Origin of the sequence: Bradyrhizobium sp. NBAIM08, from assembly GCF_020193935.1 — a bacterium.
Lineage (GTDB): Bacteria > Pseudomonadota > Alphaproteobacteria > Rhizobiales > Xanthobacteraceae > Bradyrhizobium > Bradyrhizobium yuanmingense.
This window is the reverse complement of record NZ_JADYVR010000711.1, coordinates 1-419: the sequence shown is the minus strand read 5'-3', so window position 1 is coordinate 419 and position 419 is coordinate 1. Positions and strand designations below refer to the sequence as shown.

The window sequence follows — 419 nt, the reverse complement described above, 5'->3', positions numbered from 1 at the left end:
TATCCAGATCGTGCGACGCGAGCTGAAAGCCCGCGCCGAGGTTTTCCAGCGACTGCAGCACCTTCAGGCGGCGCTCCGCCTGTGCGGTGATCTTGGCCTGCGCGGGCAACGTGAACAGCGCATAGGCGCGCAGCTTCGAACGACCGACGCGGCCGCGCAACTGATAGAGCTGCGCCAGACCGAACATGTCTGCGCGATGGATGATCAGCGTATTGGCATTCGGAATGTCCAACCCGGACTCCACGATGGTGGTCGACAGCAGGATGTCGTATTTGCCGTCATAGAAGGCCGACATGATGTCCTCGATGATGGTCGGCGCCATCTGGCCATGGGCTACGGCGACCTTCATCTCCGGCACATGCTTGTCGAGGAAGTTCTTCACTTCGGCGAGATCGTCGATGCGCGGCACCACGTAGAAT

The 419-nt window shown here is 60.6% G+C and carries 1 protein-coding gene; it reads right to left on the bottom strand.

Annotated elements, in window-relative coordinates; all coding sequences use genetic code 11:
* The coding region (locus tag I6F37_RS41690; protein WP_276573828.1) for a helicase-related protein at window positions 1–419 on the bottom strand (419 nt) is incomplete at both ends.